Origin of the sequence: Mycobacterium paragordonae, from assembly GCF_003614435.1 — a bacterium.
Lineage (GTDB): Bacteria > Actinomycetota > Actinomycetes > Mycobacteriales > Mycobacteriaceae > Mycobacterium > Mycobacterium paragordonae.
In genome coordinates, this window is record NZ_CP025546.1 from 148,763 (window position 1) to 167,803 (window position 19,041).

General features: G+C 67.4%; 10 protein-coding genes and 1 pseudogene. 9 read left to right on the plus strand and 2 right to left on the minus strand.

What is annotated here, in order from left to right; translation table 11 throughout:
- Window positions 1-84: 84 nt before the first annotated feature.
- Window positions 85-915: a thioesterase II family protein gene (locus C0J29_RS00745; protein WP_120791222.1), complete on the minus strand. Its 831-nt coding sequence runs from the start codon at window positions 913-915 to the stop codon at window positions 85-87.
- Between the two features lie 53 nt (window positions 916-968).
- Window positions 969-1,151, minus strand: coding sequence for an MMPL family transporter (locus C0J29_RS34710; RefSeq protein WP_120791223.1), 183 nt, complete (start codon window positions 1,149-1,151; stop codon window positions 969-971).
- A gap of 1 nt (window position 1,152) precedes the next feature.
- On the opposite strand from C0J29_RS34710, the gene C0J29_RS32630 reads away from it, so the two are divergent.
- The 9 genes and pseudogenes from C0J29_RS32630 (at window position 1,153) to C0J29_RS00785 (ending at window position 19,010) form a co-directional block, all read left to right on the plus strand.
- Entirely contained in the window at window positions 1,153-1,329 is a 177-nt protein-coding gene (locus tag C0J29_RS32630; RefSeq protein WP_162951367.1) for a hypothetical protein, read from the plus strand.
- Window positions 1,330-1,909: 580 nt separating this feature from the next.
- The gene (locus C0J29_RS00755) at window positions 1,910-3,217 is read left to right on the plus strand and encodes a beta-ketoacyl [acyl carrier protein] synthase domain-containing protein (protein ID WP_120791224.1); all 1,308 of its coding nucleotides are present in this window, start codon (window positions 1,910-1,912) and stop codon (window positions 3,215-3,217) included.
- Window positions 3,217-4,383 (plus strand): acyltransferase domain-containing protein, encoded by a 1,167-nt coding sequence (locus C0J29_RS33455; protein ID WP_244218049.1) that lies wholly within the window; start codon window positions 3,217-3,219, stop codon window positions 4,381-4,383. Before C0J29_RS00755 ends, C0J29_RS33455 begins: the two co-directional genes overlap by 1 nt.
- The gene (locus C0J29_RS33460) at window positions 4,343-6,190 is read left to right on the plus strand and encodes an SDR family NAD(P)-dependent oxidoreductase (protein ID WP_242460588.1); all 1,848 of its coding nucleotides are present in this window, start codon (window positions 4,343-4,345) and stop codon (window positions 6,188-6,190) included. Before C0J29_RS33455 ends, C0J29_RS33460 begins: the two co-directional genes overlap by 41 nt.
- On the plus strand, window positions 6,187-12,492 hold the full coding sequence (locus tag C0J29_RS00765) for a non-ribosomal peptide synthetase (RefSeq protein WP_120791225.1): 6,306 nt from the start codon (window positions 6,187-6,189) through the stop codon (window positions 12,490-12,492). The genes C0J29_RS33460 and C0J29_RS00765 overlap by 4 nt, the downstream gene beginning before the upstream one ends.
- On the plus strand, window positions 12,489-16,898 hold the full coding sequence (locus C0J29_RS00770; protein ID WP_120791226.1) for a non-ribosomal peptide synthetase: 4,410 nt from the start codon (window positions 12,489-12,491) through the stop codon (window positions 16,896-16,898). Before C0J29_RS00765 ends, C0J29_RS00770 begins: the two co-directional genes overlap by 4 nt.
- Window positions 16,895-18,182, plus strand: a pseudogene (gene mbtG / locus C0J29_RS00775) (NADPH-dependent L-lysine N(6)-monooxygenase MbtG). Before C0J29_RS00770 ends, mbtG begins: the two are co-directional and overlap by 4 nt.
- On the plus strand, window positions 18,160-18,384 hold the full coding sequence (locus tag C0J29_RS00780) for an MbtH family protein (protein ID WP_120791227.1): 225 nt from the start codon (window positions 18,160-18,162) through the stop codon (window positions 18,382-18,384). The pseudogene mbtG and the gene C0J29_RS00780 overlap by 23 nt, the downstream one beginning before the upstream one ends.
- On the plus strand, window positions 18,381-19,010 hold the full coding sequence (locus tag C0J29_RS00785) for a GNAT family N-acetyltransferase (protein ID WP_120791228.1): 630 nt from the start codon (window positions 18,381-18,383) through the stop codon (window positions 19,008-19,010). Before C0J29_RS00780 ends, C0J29_RS00785 begins: the two co-directional genes overlap by 4 nt.
- Window positions 19,011-19,041 lie beyond the last annotated feature (31 nt).

Below are 19,041 nucleotides of genomic sequence, written 5' to 3' on the forward strand. Positions count from 1 at the left end.
CGGCACTTGGCTTGTCGATGAGCTTGTCACTGGGTCGGCAACGGTTTGAGCTCGCACTGGTGAAGTCTCCGATCGATCTGGCGCTCACACGTCGGTGATGACGCGGTTCGCGGCGGTATTGGTGTGCTCATTGATGAAGAAGTGCCCGCCGTCGAAGAGGGACATCCCGAACGAGCCGTTGGTGTGGTGTGCCCAACGCCGCAGCGAACCTGCGTCGACGCGATTGTCGCTGCGCCCGCCGAAAGCGTGGATGTCGGCGCGGATGCGCACCCGGTCGCTGCACTCATAGCGGTTGAGTGCCTCGTAGTCGCAGCGGGCCGCTTCGGCCATCAGTTGAGCGAACTCCTCATCGGCCAGCAAGCGCGGGTCGGTGCCGCCCAGGCGGGCCAGATCGGCGAGTAGTTCGCTGGTGCTGGTGGGCAATTCGGGTAGCGCGGCGACCGACGACGGCACCGGTCCGGCAGAGACCCACAGCTTGTGCACGGGGATCCGATGCTGCTCAGCGATGCGGGCGAATTCGAAGGCGACCAGGGCGCCCATGCTGTGCCCGAACAACCGTAGCGGCGCCGCCTGGTGCCACGGCCCGGCCTGGAACAGTTCGTGTGCCAGGTCGTGAATCGTCTGGGGCGCGGGATGGTTCAGCCTCTCGGCCCGCCTCGGGTACTGCACGACGAAGGTGTCACCGCCCGCGGCCAGGGCGGTCGCCAATGTCCGGTAGCTCGAAGCGGCGGCACCGGCATGTGGGAACACGATGATCGCTCCCTGCCCGGCGCGACCGGCCGGACCCGGTTGACGCTTGATCCAGGGCGCGAAATCCGTCGCCGGACGGGGCGGCTGAAAGAAGCTGCCGCTGCCTCGACGGACCGTTTCGGTCGCTCGGCCGAATCGGTTGTGGTTGACCTTGTAGTTGACCATGGTGTTCCTCCTAAGAGCTTCCTACTTCGATGGGAGCCGAGTTTCGGTTGTGATCACGCAGCGTTTGCGGCGGATGCCCGGAGGGCCGCCATAACGGAGACGCCGGAGCGCCGCCCGGTCGCGGCGTCCCGCGAGCACGAGTAGGGCCTGTGAGTCGGGATCAGGGATATCCCGATTGTCAGCAGTGGAAGCAACGTCGTGACGAATGTGCGATACACCACAAAGAGGATCAGCATGATGGCAATCGTTGCCGCCTCGATTGCCGGCCGGTCGCGCTACCCGACGTCGGCGCGTTCGGGCACGGCGGCCGCGATGCGGTTCTTGTTGGCGGTCAATTCCGACCCGCTGACGGGTCTGCCTGGCAGTCTCGGCGATTCGGGAGTGGGCCCCCGTCAGCTGCCGAGTCGCCAATAGCGGCCAGAGCGTGACCGGCAGTATGGTCGCGAGCGTCACCCAGAAAACGACGCATGAACAGGACCATCCCACCACGACACGCGCAGGAGCGGGGGATATGCCTGTGGTCCGGAGTTGACCACGGGATGAGAACACCTATTCCAGACTACGCTTCGCGGGCGAAGTGCAGGCCGGCGCCAATTGCACAAGAGCGTGATAGAGCGGCGAAATAGCCTGCGGTACAGCGCAAACGGCCGTACATATGAACGAGGTATGGACCTGCGCAGCGACCGGCGGCCGGTACGCACTGCGCGTGGCTGCCATACGAATCCTATGAATTCCGTCGTGAGCGTTTACGCCGGGTCGGTTGGGGAATCAGTAACGCAACCGTTCACTAAGCGCGCATCGCGCAGCGGTTTTCCGGGCCGGACGGCGGCCAGCGTGGATCGCCGTCGTGACTTGGCGGCCCCGGCCGGTGTGGTGCCGGCCAAACCTGAATAGCTGCAGCTGATGGGCGGAAAAACAGTCGCTCAGCTCATTCGAAGGGAGAATCCGATGGCGCTGTCACACGCCAGCAGCACCGAACGTGGTCTGACTCCCGATGTCTGACGGCTCTCAAACAGACACCGATCCGGTGGTGATCATCGGGATGGCCCTCGAGGCGCCCGGCGGGGTCGACAGCGCCGAGAGCTATTGGGGCTTGTTGTCACAACAGCGGGAAGGTTTGTGCCCCCTTCCCGCCGATCGCGGCTGGCCGATCAGTGATCTGCTCCGCCCCCGGGATGGTTTCAAGAGGATCCACAATGCGGGCGGATTCCTCTGCGGTGCCGCCACATTCGACCCCGGGTTCTTCGGCATCACGGTGCGCGAGGCGACGACGATGGACCCGCAACAGCGGGTAGCCCTCAGAGTCTCGTGGCGTGCTCTGGAGAGCAGCGGCATCAACCCGGATGATCTGGCCGGTCACGACGTCGGCTGTTATGTCGGCGCCTACTCCACCGGATACGGCCCGGATATGGCGAGTTTCTCGCGGCACAGCGGACACCTGATCACCGGCTCAGCCTGCGGGGTGATCTCCGGCCGGATTGCCTACCTACTCGGCCTGGCCGGGCCGGCCATCACCGTCGACACCTCATGTTCGTCGGCGCTGACAGCGCTTCACGTTGCGGTGCAATCGTTGCGCTCCGGCGATTGCGACATGGCGTTGGCAGGCGGCGTCTGCGTAATGGGTTCGCCCGGGTTCTTCGTCGAGTTTTCCAAGCAGCACGCGCTGTCCGACGACGGCCGATGCCGACCGTACAGCGCCCAGGCCAGCGGCACCGTCTGGGCCGAGGGCGCGGCGATGTATGTGCTGCAACGCAAGTCGGCCGCACTGCGTGACGGGAGACGCATCCTCGCCGAGATCAGCGCCACCGCTGTGAATCAAGACGGCCGAAGCGCAGGACTCTCCGCGCCGTCAGCCGGGGCGCAGAGCAAGCTGTTTCGCCGCGCCCTGGGCCAAGCCGGACTGCGGCCCGAGGAGGTGGGAATGCTGGAGGGCCACGGCACCGGAACGAAGTTGGGCGATCGGACCGAATTAAGCTCTCTAGCAGAGGTCTACGGGAACACCGCGCCCGGTTGCGGCCCGGTGTTGGGCTCGGTGAAGTCAAATATCGGACATGCGCAGGCGGCGTCGGGCGCGCTCGGCCTCGCCAAACTCCTGGTCTCGGCGCATCACCAGGCCATCCCGCCTACCTTGCACGCCGAGCAGCCCAGTGGCGAAGTCGACTGGAAGAGTAGAGGTTTGCGCCTGGCGCACAGCATGACACCGTGGCCCGCGACCGGCGGCTGGCGCAACGGCGCCGTTTCCGCGTTCGGTATCAGCGGCACCAACGCGCACGTGATCGTCTCCGTGCCGGAGGCAGCTTGATGGCGGCCGGAGTAATGCCGGACTGCCGCGTCCCGGTATTACTCAGCGCTCACGAAGACGAACTGATCGCTCAAGATGCCGCGGCCATCCTCAGATTTGTGAAGCAAGTCGGCGACAACGCGGACATCCCCGGCGCGGTCGCGGCTACTCTGCGCCGTACCCGACGTGTCCGACGGCACCGTGCGCTCATCCGCGCCGGCGATTCCGCCGAACTGGAGAACGGGCTGCGCGCGCTGGCGGCAGGAGACGACCACCCCTTGGTGACCCGCTCTTCCGAAAACGCTTCTGCGAGAATCGCGTTCGTCTTTCCGGGTCAAGGCCGTGAATGGCCGTCGATGGGCGCCGAGGCGTATGAACGCATTCCGGCCTACCGAGTCGAAGCACGGCGGTGTGCGGAGGCTTTCGCAGCGGCGGGACTGCCCTCGCCGCTGCGTTATCTACTCGGCGATCAATCCCGCGACTTCTCGCAGACCGAGATCCAGGCCGCGCACTTCACCCACGCGGTCAGCTTGGCGCGGACGTGGCGATCAGGCGGGGTGGCGCCCGAGATCACCGTGGGGCACAGCCTGGGCGAGGTGGCCGCCGCGTATGTGGCAGGCCTCATCTCGTTGCCCGCCGCGGTCGGCGTGGTCGCCGCGCGGGCGGCCGTGGTGGGCCGGTTGCCGGGCCGGTACGGTATGGCGGCACTCGGGGTGGGTGCTGATCAGGCCGGAGCGCTCGTCGCGGAGACGCCCGGGTGGTTGGAGATCTCGGTAGCGAACTCGCCGTCGTCGAGCGTCGTGTCCGGCGAACGCGCCGCCGTTGACGCATGCGTGCGAGCGGCCGAACAACGCGGCATTTTCGCGCGCCAGTTGGCGGTCGACTTCCCGGCGCACACCAGCAGGCTGGAACCACTGCGGTCGATGTTCTGTGATCTCCTGCCGCTGGCGTCCTTCCAGCACGGAGCGCTGGATTTCGTGGGCTCCGCGCGCGGCGAGAGCGTCGGGCCAGACGAGGACTTCACCACGTACTGGTATGAAAATCTGCGCAACACAGTACGTTTCGACGCCGCCGTGGCGTCCACCGCCCACCGCGGTGTCAACGTGTACATCGAGATGTCAGCACACCCGTCGCTGCTGTACGCACTTGGGGAACTCGCCGGACGCGCTGATCGTCGGATCGGGTAGCCGGGATGAATCGATCGTGGATCGACTCTCCGCCAACATCGCCGCGGTCGCACTGCGCGACACGCAGTTCCGCTGGCCGGACCCGTCGGACCCGTCGGTTCCGCCGACTCTGTGGGACTTTCCGCCCGCACCAATGCGGGCGCTTCACCTGTGGGCCACCACCGAGCCGGTGCCGCAGTCACCGGCGGGAATTCCTCGGGTGTTCAACGAGGAGTGGCAGCCGCGTCCGCTCCACCCCGATGCCGCGACCGGCCAACTATCCTGCGGCCTCGCGATCGAGGCACCCGGTGACGCCAATGACGCTGTGGCGCAACTGTTGATCGATGCTGTCGCATTACAGCATCATTTCCGGCTGACCGGATGCGACGAGGCGGAGATGGTCGTCATCGTGGCGCCGGCCATCATGCAGGCAGAGGTGGGCGAAGCGGCAGATCAGTTGGGACGCGGCGCCGGCACCATCGACTACCGCAGCCTGATCGGTCCGAACTGCCGGCGCGCCTGGCTGGTCACCATGGGCGGCGAGCGGGTGCACCGGGATGACCCGCTCGGACTACCCGGGCAGGCGGCGCTGGCGGCGATGCATCGCAGCGTCGGGTTCGAGTTTCCCGATGTCACCTTCGCCCACCTGGATCTGCCCGGGGCGGGCGCCAGCGCCGGCCTTGCCGTCGCAGGGTGCGGGCTTGAACAGCTGGTCAGCCCGGAGAGCGAAATCGCCCTGCGCCGCAGTGGCTCTGAACAGTCCAGGTTTGTCCGGACGTTATGCGAGCACGTGGCCGCGTCGCCGGCGACAATGACGGCGTCATTGGACAACGTGGTCATCACCGGCGGCAATGGCACCATCGGCCTGCACTATGCCCGCCACTGCATCGCGGCCGGCGCCCGCCGGATCACTTTGCTCAGCCGCCGCGGCGTTGCCGCCGCGGAGTTGGAGCGGTTGGCCGGGGATTCCGACACGGAGGTATACGCGCCGGCATGCGATATCACCGACAGCCGGGCGTTGCGGGCGGCGGCGGACGAGTGCGCCGGGGACGGGGCCTCGCTGTTGATCCACGCGGCCGGCACCGCGACTTTCGGCGAGCATGACCAACTGGCGGCGAACGACGTGGCCGACGTGTTATCGGCGAAAGTCACCGGGTTCACCCGGGTGGTCGAAGGTTGGCCACTGCGCTCGACCGCGCGGATTCTGCTGTGCTCCTCGGCATCCGGAGTGTGGGGTGGTTACGGCCACGCCGCGTATGCGGCCTCCAACCGGATGCTCGACAGCATGGCCGCCGCGCTGCGTGCCGAGGGCCTGGACTGCAGTGCGGTGCGGTGGGGGTTGTGGCAGGACACCACGATCGCCGACGCCGAGGAGATCGCCCGCATCGAACGCTCGGGCCTGATCGCGATGGACCCCGATGCGGCTATCGCGGCCAGCCTCGGCAAGCTGCGCAACGACCCGCTGATCGCCGCGGCCGACCTCGGCCGCATGCGGGCCTTCTTCGAAGGGCAGGGCCTACCGATGCCGTTCGGCGGCCCTGACTCCGACCCGGCCCCAGACGTCGTGGTCGACGCCGATGCGCCCGTCGCCGACACCGTGCGGGCCGAGATCGCGGCCGTCCTGAGCATTGACGACCCGGCGTCGTTGGACATGAACGCGGCACTGGTCGACCTCGGTGCCGACTCGATGCTGGCCCTCGACCTGCGTGACCGGTTGCGGCACAAGACCGGCCAGTCGATCGCCGCGGCAAAGCTGTTGGGCGGCATGACCGGCAGTGGCCTGGTCGATGCCCTGACCCCCGAGAGAAAGGGTGAACTCCCCGCGTGACCGAAACCATCGGAAGAGAAGCTGTGCTGAACGTCAGTGCGTCCTACCACCTCAGGGGGTTCGTCGACACCGAGCGGTTGCATGAAGCGCTGGACGCGGTGGCTACCCGCCACCCGGTGCTGCGGAGCACGTATTGGGCGACCGACGACGGTCGGCACCCCGAGATTCACGACGAACTTCGACCCGGATGGGCCGAGCACGACCTGTCCGGCCTGAGCGGCCAGGCCCAGCTGCTGCGGCTGAAAGTGCTGGCGCAACGGGACTTTCGGCGCCCTTTCGAGCTGGACTCGGAGTCGCCCCTGCGAATGACCGCGGTGCGCCTGAGTCCGGACGAGGTAGCGCTGCTGATCACCGCGCACCCGGAGGCATGGGACGACGGATCCTGGTCGCCGTTCTTCGCCGACCTGACGCGGGCCTACACGCAGCCGGCGCAGGATGCCGCCGCCGCGATGCCGATGGTGGCGCAGGTCCGCGGACAGACCGAGGACGACCTGAACTACTGGCGTCCAGTTCTAACGGAATTGCCCGAACCGCTGGAACTTCCGGGCCCCAACGGCTCAGCTATGCCAGGTGACTGGCGCGCACAGCGCGTGACGAAACTGCTTTGCGCCGATACCACCGGCGCCGTGGCGAAATTGGCCGAGGAGACCGGCACTACACCGTTCGCCGTGATGCTGGCCGCGTTCACGGCGCTGCTGCACCGCTACACCCACGCCACCGACCTGTTAATCGCGGCACCGGCGAGCGATCGCGATACCGAGAGTTCGATCGGAAACTTCGCCAACGCGCTGCCGATCCGCGCGTATCCGCAACCGCGGCAGACCTTCCGCGAACTACTGACCCACACCGCCGACGCGGTGAGCGGTGCCTTCGCCCATCGACATGTCGACCTCGACCCGCTGCTCGATGAGTTAGGAATTTCCGGCCAGCCGCTGACGCGGGTTGGCTTCGGGCTACTCGAATCCGACGGAGGCGGGTTCTGCCCACCCGGGGTTGAATGCAGCCCCGGGGAGTTGCACGGGCAGACCAGCCGGCTGCCGTTGAGCGTCAAGGTGGAGCCGACCGAGGGCCGGATCGAGGCCGAGCATCTGGTCGAGGTAATGGATCCGGCATTGGCCGGCCAACTGCTCGAGCACTACGCCGTGCTGCTGGACAGCGCGCTGCAGGAACCCGACCGGGAACTGCGTCGGTTGACATTACTCACCGACGCCGAAGCCGACTGGATGCGCGAAGTCGCCACCGGCGAAGAGGTTTCCATCCCGGCCAGCACCATTGCGGCGCTGGTTGCCGATCGTGCCGCCGCCTCGCCCGACAACGTGGCCGTGGTGTACGAGGGCCGCCAGTACAGCTACCGGGAGATCAATGCGGAAGCGAACCGGCTGGCGCACTGGCTGATTGAGCAGGGCATCGGCACCGAAGACCGGGTCGCCGTGCTGCTGGACAAGTCGCCCGAACTCATCATCACCGCCCTGGGCGTCCTCAAATGCGGGGCCGTCTACCTTCCGGTCGACCCGACCTATCCACCCGAGCGCCTCTCCTACATCCTCAACGACGCCGAGGCCAAACTTGCGCTGCGTCAACCGGTCACCGGTCTGGCGCGGTACCCGGCCACCGACCCCCGACCAGACCAGTTGATTCGTCCGCTGCTACCGGAAAACACCGCCTACCTCATCTACACCTCGGGGTCGACCGGGCTGCCCAAGGGAGTCCCGGTGCCGCACCGGCCGATTGCAGAGTACTTCGTCTGGTTCGGCGGCAAGTACGAGGTCGACGAGACGGACCGGCTACTCCAGGTGGCCTCACCAGGATTCGACGTGTCCATCGCCGAGATCTTCTGCCCACTGGTCTGCGGGGCGCGACTGGTGATCCCCCGACCGGATGGCCTGCGCGACATCAACTATCTGACCGAACTGCTCTACCGCGAAGGCATCACGTCGATGCATTTCGTGCCGTCGCTGCTCGGTCTGTTCCTGTCGCTACCGGGTGTCAACCAATGGCGGACGTTGCGCCGCGTTCCGATCGGCGGCGAGCCGTTGCCCGGAGAGATCGCCGACAAGTTCCACGCCACCTTCGACGCGCTGCTCTACAACTTCTACGGACCGACCGAAACCGTAGTCAACACCACCAGCTACCAGGTCGAGGGCACCCAGGGCACCCGGATCGTGCCGATCGGGCGACCCAAACTCAACACGCAGGTGTACCTGCTCGATGACGGACTGCAACCGGTGCCCGTCGGCGCGATTGGTGAAATCTACATCGGCGGAACGCATCTCGCGCACGGTTACCATCGCCGCTCGGCCTTGACCGCGGAACGTTTCGTCGCCGACCCGTTCACTCCCGGCGCCCGGTTGTATCGCTCCGGTGACCTCGCTCGCCGCAACGCCGACGGTGCCGTCGAATTCGTCGGGCGCGCGGATGAGCAGGTGAAGATCCGCGGATTCCGGATCGAACTCGGGGACATTGCAGCGGCAATCTCGGTTGACCCGAGCGTCGGTCAGACGGTGGTCATCGCCGCGGATCTGCCGCACCTCGGCAAGAGCCTGGTGAGTTACCTGACACCGGCCGACGGAGACACGACATCGGTCGACGTGGAACGCATCCGGTCCCGGGTGGGTGCCGCGCTGCCGGACTACATGAACCCCGCCGCCTATGTCGTGATCGACGAGATCCCGATCACCGCACACGGCAAGATCGACCGAAAAGCTCTGCCGCAGCCGGAAATCGCTTCCGAAGCCGAGTTTCGGGAGCCCGGCACGGACACCGAGCGAACGGTTGCCGCCCTGTTCACGCACCTGCTGGGTGCCGGCCAGGTCGGTTTGGACGACTCGTTCTTCGACCTGGGCGGACATTCGCTGGCGGCCACCAAACTGGTGGCCGCGATCCGCGCCGAATGCGGTGTCGACGTTGGTATCCGGGACGTCTTCGAGTCGGAAACCGTTGGGCGGCTGGCACAACTGATCGATCAATCGGAACCGGCCGACGCTGCCCGTACCAGGCCAGAGTTGGTCGAGACGCCGCGGGAAGGGCGGCTGCCGCTCTCGGCGGCGCAGCTGCGAAGCTGGTTCGCCTACCAGATCGAGGGCCCCAGCGAGGTCAACAATATACCGTTCGTCGCGCGGCTCAGCGGGCCGTGTGATGTCGGCGCCCTGGTGTCCGCATTCGGCGATGTCATTGCGCGCCACGAGATCCTGCGCACCACCTACGCCGAAGAGGCGGGTGTGCCGCACCAGGTGATCAATGCCCCGGGCGAGGTGCAGGTCCGCCAGGCCAGCGGTGACGGCGACGGGTGGTTGCGCGAGCAGCTCGACCTCGAGCGCGGCTATTGCTCTGAGCTGGAACGTGACTGGCCGATCCGCGGCGCGGTGCTGCACACCGGGCCGCCCAACCAGGAGCATGTGGTTTCGCTGGTAGTGCACCACATCGCGATCGATCACTGGTCCGGCGGCGTCCTGTTCGCCGACCTGCTGACGGCGTACCGGGCCCGAAAGGCCGGCCAGGAGCCCTCCTGGGCCCCACTGCCGGTTCAATACGCCGACTATGCGACCTGGCAGGGCCGGCTGCTGACCGAGCCGGAGGACGGGTCCGGAATCGCCTGTGCGCAAAAGCAATACTGGGTTCGGCAGCTGGAGGGCATACCTGAGGACACCGGACTCCGGCCGGACCTGCCGCGGCCGCCGGTGCCCAGCGGCGCCGGCGACTCCGTCGAGTTCGGCATCGACTCGCACACCCGGGGCAAGCTGGCCGAACTCTGCCGCGAGCTCGGCGTGACCGAGTTCATGGTGTTGCAGGCCGCGGTCGCGGTAGTGCTGCACAAGGCCGGTGGCGGTGCGGACATTCCGCTGGGAACCCCGATCGCATCGCGCACCGAGCCCGAACTCGACCAGCTGGTGGGCTTTTTCATCAATATCCTGGTGCTGCGCAACGACCTTTCCGGCAACCCGTCCCTGCGCGAGGTGCTCAGCCGGGTTCGCGACACCGCACTGGGCGCCTACGCCCACCAGGACCTGCCCTTCGAGCGGGTGGTCGACGCGGTCAACCCGATCAGGTCGCTATCCCGGAACCCGCTCTTCCAGACGGTCGTGCACGTGCGCGACCACCTGCCCGCGCAACAGGTCATCGAGACCGGCCCCGATGGGGACACGGTGTTCACCGCGATGGAGCCGCCATTCGACATCGCGCCCGCGGACCTGAGCGTCAACTTCTTCGCCGCCGACGGGGGTTATCAGGGCAAGATCGTCTACCGCACCGAGCTGTACCATCGCAGCACCATCGAGCGTCTGGCCGGATGGCTGATGCGAGTGGTCACCACCTTCGCCGATGACGCCGATCGGCGGTTGCGCGATGTCCCGCTGCTCGATGACCGCGAGCGGCAACGCCTGCTCACCGAATGGAGCCGTGGACCCGAGCCGAGGGTCGACCGCCCGCTCACGATCGCCGCGCTGCTCGAGCCGAGCCGTGAGTGGGGGCGCGACCGCATTGCGCTGCGCTGCGGCGACGCGGAGATCGACTACTCTGCGCTGCATCGTCGTTCGGACAACTTCGCCTGCCTGCTCGGCGATCTCAGTGTCGGGCCGGGATCACTGGTGGGACTGTCCACGCGGCGCGGCATCGACACGGTGGTTGCGCTCGTCGGCATCATGAAGGCCGGCGCCGGCTTCTTTCCGCTGGATCCCGGATATCCGGCGGCACGCAAGAAGCTGATGCTCGACGACGTCTCGCCGCGCGTCGTAGTGGCGACCGCCGAGGCCGCGCAAACCCTGCCGGAGTGCCCCGGGGCAACGCTTCTGGTGCTCGATGATCCCGCGCTGCAGCGGGCACTCGACCGCCCGGTCCAATCGGACGATGGGCTGCCCGCCGCACATCCCGAGGATCCGATGTACCTGGTGTTCACGTCCGGATCGACGGGCACACCGAAGGGCGTGCTCGGTACCCACCGGGCGATGACAAGCCGGCTGAATTGGCAGCTGTGGAACTATCCGGTGCCGGGCAACGACATTCGCCTGGCGCAAGCCTCCTGGACGTTCCTGGAAGGCTGCATGGAGACACTGGGCGGTCTGGCCGCCGGCGCGACCACCATCCTCGCCGATGACGCCGAGCATCGCGACGCCGAGGCGCTGGCCGCGCTGGTACGTGCGCACTCCGTCGCGCAGGTCACCGCCGTGCCTAGCCTGGTGTCGACGATCGTGGATGCCTGGCCGGAATCCCTGAGCTCGCTACACCGGCTGGTGTGCGGCGCCGAGCCGATGACCGTATCGCTGCACCAGCGGTTGCTGGCCAACTACGGCGGCACCGACGGCCCGGAGTTGCTGAACAACTTCGGCGCCACCGAAACGTCCGGCGCCCTGGTCCGCGGGCCGCTCACCCCGCCGGTGCCGCTGCTGGGCACTCCAATGCCCGGCTCACAGGTGTATCTGCTCGATGAGGCGCTGAAGCCGGTACCGGTCGGAGTAGTTGGCGAACTGTATTACGCCGGCGAGCAATTGGTGCGCGGATATTGGAAGCGGGCCGGCCTGACGGCGTCGCGGTTCGTCCCCGACCCGTATTCCACCGAGCCGGGGGCGAGGTTCTACCGCAGCGGTGACCGGGCGCGGTGGACCGAAGACGGTTGTCTGGAGTTCGTCGGGCGCGCCGACCATCAGGTGAAAGTGCGGGGCTTCCGCGTCGAGCTGGCCGAGGTGGAGGCCGCGTTGCGGGACGTGGACGGAGTGGCCGTTGCGGCGGTGCGCACCTGGGACGTCGACGGCAGTACGACCCTGGCCGGCTACGTCGCGCCGCGCGAACCGGTCACCGACGAGGCCGAGTTCGCCGCCCTGGTACGCGGCGAGGCCGCGTCGGTGCTACCGGGATACATGATGCCGTCGTCGATCACCGTGCTGGACGAGATGCCCAAGACGGAGTCGGGCAAGCTGAACCGGCCCGGCCTGCCGCGGCCGGCGGTAAGCACCCGCGGCCGCAGTGACCCGCCCCGCACCGAAACCGAGCGCGCCCTGGCCGATGTCTTCGTCGGTCTCTTACCGATCGACGAAATCGGCTGCCGTGATGACTTTTTCACCCTCGGCGGGGACAGCATCCTGTCGGTGCAACTGGCTGCGCGAGCCCGCGACGCCGGTCTGGCGGTGAGCCCGCGGATGGTTTTCGAACACCCGACCGTTCAACAGCTTGCGGCGGCGGTGGACTCGGGTCAGGACGGCACGCACGCCGAAGCCGATGTCCGCCACGAGCCGATGAGCACGTCAGGCTTGTCGGAACAGGATCTGGCCGCGGTGACCGCAGCCTGGGCCACGGAAGACGGCAACCCGTGACCGCGACCCGAACCGGCATGCCGCCGGGCATCGAGGACGTGATGGCGCTCAGCCCGCTGCAGGAGGGGCTGTACTCGCTGACCACGCTGACGGAGTTCTCCACCGAGGACCCGTATCTGATCGGAATGACCGCCGAGATCAGCGGTGCCCTGGACGCGGAGTTGCTCAAGGACTGCGCCGCAAAGATGTTGGTGCGGCATCCGAATCTGCGGGCCAGCTTTGTGAGCCGGAACATCCCGCGTCCGGTGCAGATCGTGCCCACCACTGTCGATCTGCCCAGGCGCCACGTCCGGACGACCCAAGCGGAGATCGAGCGCCTCGCAACGGCAGAGCGGACACGGCCGTTCGATTTCGAACGAACCCCCGCGATCCGCTTCCTGCTCGCCGAACTGCCCGGCGAGCGCTGGCACCTGGTGATCACCGCGCACCACATCGTCATCGACGGGTGGTCGCTGCCGGTGTTCGCGGCCGAGCTGATCGCGCTGTACGGGGCCGGCGGCGACGCCGAGGCACTGCCCGACGAGCCGCGGCCCTACCGGGACTACATCGGGTGGTTGTCCGGTCACGATCGCTCGGCCAGCGAGCAGGTCTGGCGGGAGTATCTCAACGGATTAAGCTCCCCGACAATGCTTTCGGCAGCCATGGCCGACCGTCGGATGGGCGGGGCGCCCCGCGCCGGTTTGCCGCGGCGCACCGAACTGCGCGCCGGCCGCGACGTGACCGCGCGGCTGACCGAGGGTGCTCGCTCGCAGGGGATAACTGTCAACACCTTGACGCAGCTGGCGTGGGCGGTGGTGCTGTCTCGACTGACGGATCGCGGCGATGTGGTGTTCGGTGTCACCGTCTCCGGTCGGCCCGCTGAGTTGTCCGGCGTGGAAAGCATGATCGGGTTGTTCATCAATACCGTGCCGCTGCGGGTCCGATTGGATCCGGACACCAGCGCCGGCGCGCATTGCCTTGCCGTGCAACGGGATGCGGCGATGCTGCGTGACCACGGCTACCTCAGCCACGCCACGCTGCGGGCGCTGGGCGGGGTCGGCGAGATGTTCGACACGCTGCTGGTCTACGAGAACTTTCCCACGGCAGGACTCGGCGCAGATGGCGAATTGCGTTCAGGCGGTGTGATATTCAAGCCGAGCGGACTCGAGAGCGTGACACATTTCCCGGTCACGCTGGCCGCCCACATGGCCGGTGACGAGCTGGTGCTGCTGGTTGAGGTGCTCGACGGCGCGCTGGGCCAGACTACCGGCGAATCACTCGGCCGCAGAGTGCTTTTGACCGCCGAGCGACTACTGTCGCAGTGGCAGCGGCCGCTGCGCGAGCTCAGCGTGCTGTTCGACGACGAGGCCGGCCCGCTGCGCGCCCACGCGGCGCCGGAACTGCCGCAACCGCCGCAGGCCAGCGGCTTCCACACCAGATTCGCCGCGATCGCGGAGAACAACCCCCAAGCCACGGCGCTGAGTTGGGCCGGCGGCGCCATGACCTACGCCGAACTGGACGACGCAGCCAACCGGATGGCCGCACTGCTGACGGAACACGGCGTCGGAGCCGAGACCCCGGTGGCGATCCGGCTCGCCCGCGGGCACGCCTACGTCGTTGCGTTGCTCGGAGTGCTCAAAGCCGGCGGCGTCAGTGTCCCGATGGAGCCCGGCACCCCGCCGGAGCGGGTGGAGTCCACCATGCGCCAGACGGGCGCGACGATCGTCATCGACGAGGGCATGGTGTCGGCCGCCGAAGCGCAACGAGGGGACTTCCGTCCGGCCGCGGTGCACCCCCAGCAGGCCGCCTATCTGGTGTTTACCTCGGGTACCACCGGAGAACCCAAGGGCGTCATCGGAACTCATGCGGCACTGGGGGCCTACGCCGATGACCATATCCATCGGGTGCTGCAACCGGCCGCCGCCCGCCTGGGCCGTCGGCTGCGGATAGCGCACTCCTGGTCGGTCGCCTTCGACGCGGCGTGGCAGCCCCTGGTCGCGCTGCTTGACGGTCACGCCGTACACATCGTGGACGATCACACCCAGCGCGACGCAGAGGCTCTGGTTGAGACCATCGTCGAGCACCGCATCGACATGATCGACACGACGCCGTCGATGTTCACGCAGCTGCGGGCCTTCGGGTTGCTCACCTCCGCTCCCTTGTCCGTGCTGGCCCTGGGCGGCGAAGCCATCGGCCCGGCGATGTGGCAGTCGATCCGAGACGAGTGCGCTCGGACTACTCCAGCCGCGCTGACGGCCGCGTTCAACTGCTACGGCCCAACGGAAACCACGGTGGAGGCGGTGGTCGCCGACATCACCGGGCACTCCGCGCCGACGATCGGCGACCCCACCCAGGAGACCCGGGGATACGTGCTCGATTCCGGCCTGCGACCGGTGCCCCGTGGGATCCCTGGTGAATTGTATTTGGGCGGTGAACAACTCGCGCGTGGCTATGTGGGCCGGGCAGCGGAGACGTCCAGCCGTTTCATCGCAGACCCGTTCGTCTCCGGCGAGCGGATGTACCGCACCGGTGATGTGGTGCGCCGCCTGCCCGACGATTCGCTGCAATACCTCGGGCGTGCCGACGCGCAGGTGAAGATCCAGGGCTACCGGGTCGAACCCGGCGAGATCGCCGCGGCGCTGGAGGCACATCCCGCGGTGCGCCACGCGCACGTGGTGGTGCGTGAGCGGCAGCGCCGGCCCGTGTTGACCGCGTATGCCGCCGGCGCCAACGGATCCCGGCCCTCGCCGGGCGAGCTGCGCGCCGCGATCGGGGAGCGGTTGCCCCGTTACATGGTGCCGCAGCGCATCGTCGTCGTCGACCGCATCCCGTTGACCGCCAACGGCAAATTGGACGAAGCGGCCCTAGACGGCATCGGCGCCGTCACCGCGGTGGCGACGACGCCGGAAACCGCCACCGAAAACCAACTGGCCGAGCTGCTTTCGGAGCTGCTGGAACAGTCGCAGGTGGATGTCACCGCGGATTTCCTGCAACTCGGGCTGGACAGCATTCTGGCGCTGTCGGTGGTGCAGGCGGCGCGCCGGCGCGGGATTCCACTACGCGCACGGTTGATCCTCGAGTGTGTCAACGTTCGCGAGCTCGCCGCCGCGATCGACGCCGAGGACGCAGCGCCGGAACGACATGACGAGCAACGCGGTCAACCGATTCCCCTGCTGCCCAATGCCTACTGGCTGTACGAACACGGCGAGCCGCGGCGGCTGGCGCAGACCGAGGCGATCAGGTTGCCCGCCGGCATCGACGGCGATCAGCTGAAGGCGGCACTGAAGAACATCGTCGACGGTCACGAGGTGCTGCGCACCCGCCTCGACCGCACCAGCATGACATTGGTACCCGCGCCGGCCACCGATCTCCTCGACGAGATCGAGGTAGCGGGTGACCTGCCGTCCGCCGTTAATGAACACGCCGAAAGGGCCCTGGCGGGCCTCGATCCGGAACGGGGCGTGCTGCTTTCGGTCACCTGGCTGCGACCGTCGAGCGGGCAGAGCGTACTGCTGATCACCGCCCACGTGCTGGCCATGGACCCGGCGTCGTGGCGGGTGGTCCTGGGCGAGCTCGACACCGCCCTGCACGCGCTGGCCGCGGGTCGTGCACCCGCACCGATTTCGGAGCTCACCACCTACCGGCAGTGGACCGAAGCACTCACGCGGCGGGCCGAAACGCTTGACAGCTGCCAATTTTGGTTGAACCAGCTGGACGGCGTGGATCCCGACCTCGGAGCACGGCGGGTCGACCCCGATCGGGACCGTGCCCGCGACCTGGTGGTCCGCGCGTCCGTGGCCGACGCCGAGGCCACCGGGCAGCTGTTGAATATGGGTGTTCCGATGTTCGAAGTCCTGGTCGCCGCCGCGACGCGGACGGTCAACCGGTGGCGGCGAGTCCGCAGCCAGCCGACGCCACCGCCGCTGCTGGCGCTGGAAACTCACGGCCGCGCAGATTCTCTGGTCGACGACACGATCGATACCTCCGATACGGTCGGGCTGCTGAGCAGCATCTACCCACTGCGGGTGCCCACCACCGACCCGCACCTGGTGGCCGAACATCTGGCCTCGGTCCCCGGCGGCGACATCGACTACGGGTTGCTGCGTTATCTGCGCAGCGACACCGCGTACCGGCTGAAGGAAAAGCCGGGACCACAACTTCTGCTCAATTACCTGGGCCGCATCGATGTGGGAGAGGCCGGTACCGACTTGCGGCTCGACCGCGAACTGCTGGGCGGGCTGCCGCAGTTGCCGGAACCGGACACGGCGGTGCGTCACGAGCTGGTCATCCTGGCCACCCTGCTGGGCTCCGGTGATCAGCAGGTGCTGCTCACCCAGTGGCGGGTGTTGCCCGACGTTCTCAGCGAGGCCGATTTGGCTGCGCTGCAAAGTATCTGGACTGAAGAACTCAAGGAGATGGTGTCATGACCAGGCTCGGGGTAATCGGCGCCGGCGCCAAGGCGGTCGCCGTGGCAGCCAAGGCTTCGGTGTTGCGTGCCATGGGTGTCGACACGCCCGAGGTGGTCGCCGTCGAGCGGACCGGCGTGGCGGCCAACTGGCAAGCCAGCGGTGGCTGGACGGACGGCGCCCAGAACCTGGGCACCAGCCCGGAAAAGGATGTCGGGTTTCCCTACCGCTCGTCGCTGGTGCCGCGGCGCAACGCCGAACTCGACGAGCGGATGACCTGCCACAGCTGGCAGTCGTACCTGATCGCCACCGGGCAGTTCGCGCAATGGATCGATCGTGGCCGGCCCGCGCCCACCCACCGCCGGTGGGGTCAGTACCTACGCTGGGTCGCCCAGCGCGTCGACATGACCGTCGTCTACGGCGAGGTCGACCGCATCGCCGTCGACGGTGACCAGTGGGCGCTGCACACCCCGGAAGGGACCGTGCAGACCGATGCGCTGATGATCACCGGCCCCGGTCAGCCGGAACGCACCCTGCTGCCGGGCAATCCGCGGGTGCTGTCGATCGCGCAGTTCTGGCACCGCGCCGCCGCCCACGAGCGGATCAGCGCGGAACGGGTCGCCATGATCGGCGGCGGTGAGACCGCGGCGGCGATGCTCAATGAGCTTTTCCGGCATTCGATTTCGACGATCACCGTGATCTCACCGCAGGTGACGCTGTTCACCCGCGGTGAAGGGTACTTCGAGAACTCGCTGTTCTCCGACCCGTCCGAGTGGACGGCCCTGACCTTGGCCGAGCGCCGTGACGCGATCGCCCGTACCGACCGCGGAGTCTTCTCTTCCAACGTGCAGGACGCGCTGATGGCCGACGACCGGATTCGGCACCTGCGTGGCCGCGTCGCCCACGCCGTGGGCCGGGAGGATCAGATCCGGCTCACCCTGAACACCAACCGCGGCAGCGAAAACTTCGAAACCGTCCACGGTTTCGATCTCGTCATCGACGGCTCCGGCCTCGACGCGCTGTGGTTCACCTCGCTGTTCAGCCAGGACGCCCTCGATCTGCTGGAACTCGGCCTGAGCGGGCCGATGACCGGGGAGCGCCTGCGTGAATCGATCGGACATGACCTCGCCGTTACCGGCGTCACACCGAAGTTGTTCTTGCCCAACCTCGCCGGGCTGAACCAGGGACCGGGGTTTCCGAACCTCAGCTGCCTGGGGATGCTCTCCCGACCGTGTCCTGGGCGCCGATCTGTCCGGCAACGACCCCGCAATGAGGAGGAACTATGAGCACCAATCCCTTCGATGACGAGACCGCCACCTTCATCGTGGTCGTCAATGACGAAGAGCAGCACAGTTTGTGGCCCACCTTCGCCGACGTCCCGGCAGGCTGGCGGCGGGTATTCGGTGAGGCGAGCCGGGCGGAATGCCTGCAATTCGTCGACGAGCACTGGACCGACATGCGGCCGAGGAGCCTTCGGGAGGCGATGAACTCGCAGGTCACGTCGTGAGCGACCTGGAGGTGGTGCTGCCGCGGGAACGCACTGAGATACCCGACGAGGTCCGGCGCATACCACCGCCACCCTCCCGACCGGAAGTGCCCGCTCCCTACGCTTTTCGGCTCGCTGATCCGTATTCCGACGCGGAGATGATCTCCGAGTGGATGCGCCGGCCCCATCTGGCGGAAGCCTGGGAGTACGTCTGGCCGGTGTCGCGGTGGCGTCGCTATCTGCTCGCTCAACTGGACGGCAGTTATTCACGACCGTTCGTCGCCAGCATCGCTGGCCGTGACCATGCCTACGTCGAGATCTATTGGGCCGCAAAGGATTCCATTGCCACCCGATACCAGTACGATCCGCACGATCTGGGCATCCACGCTGCCATCGCCGACCCGGCCGTCACCAACAAGGGCGTCGCGCAATTCGTGCTCCCACACCTGGTGGCCAGTGTGCTCACCGACGAGCCGCAGTGCCGTCGGGTGATGTTCGACCCGGACCACCGGAACAGGACGGCGCGCCGATTCTGCGAAAGCGCCGGCTGTGTATTCCTCGGCGAGCATGACATGACGAATCGCCGGATGGCGCTGTATGCGCTGCCCCGCACGCCCGAGGATGTTCCGCAGCTGCTGGCCTCCTAGGCCGCCGCGCGAACAGTTCGGACTCGGCGGC